At 55.7% G+C, this 4204-nt stretch carries 1 protein-coding gene, 2 tRNA genes and 3 rRNA genes; 1 reads left to right on the top strand and 5 read right to left on the bottom strand.

All coding sequences use genetic code 11. From position 1 onward, the window contains the following. A partial coding sequence (locus N800_RS14820; protein ID WP_036140423.1) for a ribose-5-phosphate isomerase A occupies positions 1-123 on the top strand: 123 nt, incomplete at its 5' end. 255 nt (positions 124-378) lie between these two features. On the opposite strand, the gene rrf is transcribed toward N800_RS14820, so the two are convergent. The 5 genes from rrf to N800_RS14795 form a co-directional block, all read right to left on the bottom strand. After that, positions 379-493: ribosomal RNA gene (gene rrf / locus N800_RS14815) — 5S ribosomal RNA — on the bottom strand. A 171-nt stretch (positions 494-664) separates the two neighbouring features. After that, positions 665-3545: ribosomal RNA gene (locus tag N800_RS14810) — 23S ribosomal RNA — on the bottom strand. Between the two features lie 232 nt (positions 3546-3777). Beyond that, positions 3778-3854, bottom strand: a tRNA-Ile gene (locus tag N800_RS14805). Between the two features lie 18 nt (positions 3855-3872). Beyond that, positions 3873-3948: transfer RNA gene (locus tag N800_RS14800), tRNA-Ala, on the bottom strand. A 112-nt stretch (positions 3949-4060) separates the two neighbouring features. Further along, positions 4061-4204, bottom strand: a 16S ribosomal RNA gene (locus N800_RS14795); the annotation flags it as partial.

Here is a 4204-nt window from a genome sequence, read left to right as displayed (position 1 = left end):
ACCGAACCGGTTGGTCTTGAGCAGTCGATCAACCAGATTCCCGGCGTGGTGAGCGTGGGTCTGTTCGCGCGTCGGCGCGCGGATGTGGTGATTGTGGGTGGCGAGCCGCCGATCGTGTATTGAGCGCATCCGCACGAAGCAAGCGGCGGGGCATTCCGTAGCGCAAGAAGCCACCCTTGGGGGTGGCTTTTTTGTTGCCCGGTCTGGGGCGCTGGCGGCGCCTCACGCGGAGCGTAACAGGGGTGGCAGGCCGAGCGGGAAGCAGCCAGTGCTGCGGATTGACCGCGCGACCACGCCGCGGCGCCGCCGGTCTGCGGCTTTTGTCGCGCGCAAAAGAAGAAGGCCGGATCCTGTTGGATCCGGCCTTCTGGGTAAAGCCCCTGGCGATGACCTACTCTTGCATGGCTTGAGCCACACTACCATCGGCGCGTGTGCGTTTCACTTCCGAGTTCGGAATGGGATCGGGTGGTTCCACACAGCTATTATCACCAGGGAGAGGGTGGAGGGTCGCGGGTCTCGATGGACTGAGTCGCGCACACGCTCTCGTTGGGTGCTTCGGAACAGATCGATGGGCTGATCTGCCGTCGGCGAATAGTTTGGAATGTAGCGAGGTATTGTGCCGAACGTCGAACGTGTCGTCGAGTCCAAGGCCACTTGAGGTTATATGGTCAAGCCACACGGATCATTAGTACAGGTTAGCTCAATCCATTGCTGGACTTACACACCCTGCCTATCAACCACCTGGTCTTGATGGTTCCTTTAGGGGAGTCAAGCTCCCGGGAGATCTCATCTTGAGGCGCGCTTCCCGCTTAGATGCTTTCAGCGGTTATCGCTTCCGAACATAGCTACCCGGCAGTGCCACTGGCGTGACAACCGGAACACCAGAGGTTCGTCCACTCCGGTCCTCTCGTACTAGGAGCAGCCCCTCTCAAATCTCCAACGCCCACGACAGATAGGGACCGAACTGTCTCACGACGTTCTGAACCCAGCTCGCGTACCACTTTAAATGGCGAACAGCCATACCCTTGGGACCGACTACAGCCCCAGGATGTGATGAGCCGACATCGAGGTGCCAAACACCGCCGTCGATATGAACTCTTGGGCGGTATCAGCCTGTTATCCCCGGAGTACCTTTTATCCGTTGAGCGATGGCCCTTCCATACAGAACCACCGGATCACTAAGACCTACTTTCGTACCTGCTTGATCCGTCGATCTTGCAGTCAAGCACGCTTATGCCTTTGCACACAGTGCGCGATGTCCGACCGCGCTGAGCGTACCTTCGTGCTCCTCCGTTACACTTTGGGAGGAGACCGCCCCAGTCAAACTACCCACCATACACGGTCCCCGATCCGGATTACGGACCTAGGTTAGAACGTCAAGCACGACAGGGTGGTATTTCAAGGTTGGCTCCGCCCCAGCTAGCGCCAGGGTTTCATAGCCTCCCACCTATCCTACACAGACGAACTCAACGTTCAGTGTAAAGCTATAGTAAAGGTTCACGGGGTCTTTCCGTCTTGCCGCGGGAACGCTGCATCTTCACAGCGATTTCAATTTCACTGAGTCTCGGGTGGAGACAGCGCCGCTGTCGTTACGCCATTCGTGCAGGTCGGAACTTACCCGACAAGGAATTTCGCTACCTTAGGACCGTTATAGTTACGGCCGCCGTTTACTGGGGCTTCGATCAAGAGCTTCGCCTTGCGGCTGACCCCATCAATTAACCTTCCAGCACCGGGCAGGCGTCACACCCTATACGTCCACTTTCGTGTTTGCAGAGTGCTGTGTTTTTGATAAACAGTCGCAGCGGCCTAGTTTCTGCGACCCCCCTCAGCTCAACCATGCATATGGTCACCAAGAGGGGTGTACCTTCTCCCGAAGTTACGGTACCAATTTGCCTAGTTCCTTCACCCGAGTTCTCTCAAGCGCCTGAGAATTCTCATCCTGCCCACCTGTGTCGGTTTACGGTACGGTCTGCGTAAGCTGAAGCTTAGGAGCTTTTCCTGGAAGCGTGGTATCAGTCACTTCGTCCTAATGGACTCGTCTCGGTGCTCGGTGTTGAAGGATCCCGGATTTGCCAAAGATCCACACCTACCGCCTTTCCCCCGGACAACCAACGCCGGGTAGACCTAACCTTCTCCGTCCCTCCATCGCACTTACGCGAGGTGCTGGAATATTAACCAGCTTCCCATCGACTACGCATTTCTGCCTCGCCTTAGGGGCCGACTCACCCTGCGTCGATTAACGTTGCGCAAGGAAACCTTGGGCTTTCGGCGTGCGGGCTTTTCACCCGCATTATCGTTACTCATGTCAGCATTCGCACTTCCGATACCTCCAGCAGACTTCTCAATCCACCTTCGCAGGCTTACGGAACGCTCCTCTACCGCGCATAACAAAGTTATGCACCCCAAGCTTCGGTTCTGTGCTTAGCCCCGTTAAATCTTCCGCGCAGACCGACTCGACCAGTGAGCTATTACGCTTTCTTTAAAGGGTGGCTGCTTCTAAGCCAACCTCCTGGCTGTCTGTGCCTTTCCACATCGTTTTCCACTTAGCACAAAATTTGGGACCTTAGCTGTGGGTCTGGGTTGTTTCCCTTTTCACGACGGACGTTAGCACCCGCCGTGTGTCTCCCATGCAGTCCGTCTTGGTATTCGGAGTTTGCAATGGTTTGGTAAGTCGCAATGACCCCCTAGCCATAACAGTGCTCTACCCCCAAGAGGATACACATGAGGCGCTACCTAAATAGCTTTCGAGGAGAACCAGCTATCTCCGGGTTCGATTAGCTTTTCACTCCTAATCACACCTCATCCCCGACCTTTGCAACGGGCGTGGGTTCGGGCCTCCAGTACCTGTTACGGTACCTTCACCCTGGGCATGACTAGATCACCCGGTTTCGGGTCTACAGCCCGCGACTATGCGCCCTATTCAGACTCGGTTTCCCTTCGCCTCCCCTATACGGTTAAGCTTGCCACGAACTGTAAGTCGCTGACCCATTATACAAAAGGTACGCAGTCACCCCGAAGGGCTCCTACTGCTTGTACGCACACGGTTTCAGGGTCTATTTCACTCCCCTCTCCGGGGTTCTTTTCGCCTTTCCCTCACGGTACTGGTTCACTATCGGTCGGTCAGGAGTATTTAGCCTTGGAGGATGGTCCCCCCATGTTCAGACAGGGTTTCTCGTGCCCCGCCCTACTCGATTTCATCGCATGAGCCCTTTCGCATACAGGGCTATCACCTTCTATGGCCGGCCTTTCCAGACCGCTTTGCTAAAACTCATGCAACTTAAGGGCTAGTCCCCGTTCGCTCGTCACTACTAAGGGAATCTCGGTTGATTTCTTTTCCTCCGGGTACTTAGATATTTCAGTTCTCCGGGTTTGCTTCCAGCAGCTATGTATTCACTGCAGGATACTGCTTGCGCAGTGGGTTTCCCCATTCGGACATCGCGGGATCAAAGCTTATTGCCAGCTCCCCCGCGCTTTTCGCAGGCTATCACGTCCTTCATCGCCTCTGACCGCCAAGGCATCCACCGTGTGCGCTTATTCGCTTGACCATATAACCCCAAGTCGCCTCAGGGTCGTCTGTGCCCGGGGGTACAAAGCCCGGACGCGAATATAACGACTCAATTATTAGGGACTTTCGTCCCCGCCTTAGCCTCTACGACACGTCATGGACATTCGTCTCAAAACGCTCGCTACATTCCAGTTTTCAAAGATCAGCCACCTGGCCTCAACGCCCGGCGGTATCAATTCTTTATGTATGCGCAGTATTCAAAGTTCGCGGGATGGTGGGTCTGGGAGGACTCGAACCACCGACCTCACCCTTATCAGGGGTGCGCTCTAACCACCTGAGCTACAGACCCAAAAGTCGCACTCAGGAATGGTGGAGCTTGTCGGGATCGAACCGACGACCCCCTGCTTGCAAAGCAGGTGCTCTCCCAGCTGAGCTAAAGCCCCATGTATAAACAGGGACGCTCCCGCGGCCGTTGCCTCGCGGCAACTACCAGGAACTTTGAATGCAGGTCACTTGTGCGGACGCCTGACAGGCAATTTGCTGTCTTTAGTCTCTAAAGGAGGTGATCCAGCCGCACCTTCCGATACGGCTACCTTGTTACGACTTCACCCCAGTCATGAATCACTCCGTGGTAACCGTCCCCCTTGCGGTTAGACTAGCTACTTCTGGAGCAACCCACTCCCATGGTGTGACGGGCGG

The organism is Lysobacter daejeonensis GH1-9 (genome assembly GCF_000768355.1).
GTDB lineage: Bacteria > Pseudomonadota > Gammaproteobacteria > Xanthomonadales > Xanthomonadaceae > Aerolutibacter > Aerolutibacter daejeonensis.
Note: the sequence above shows the minus strand (reverse complement) of the source record. Positions and strands in the feature narration are given on the sequence as shown.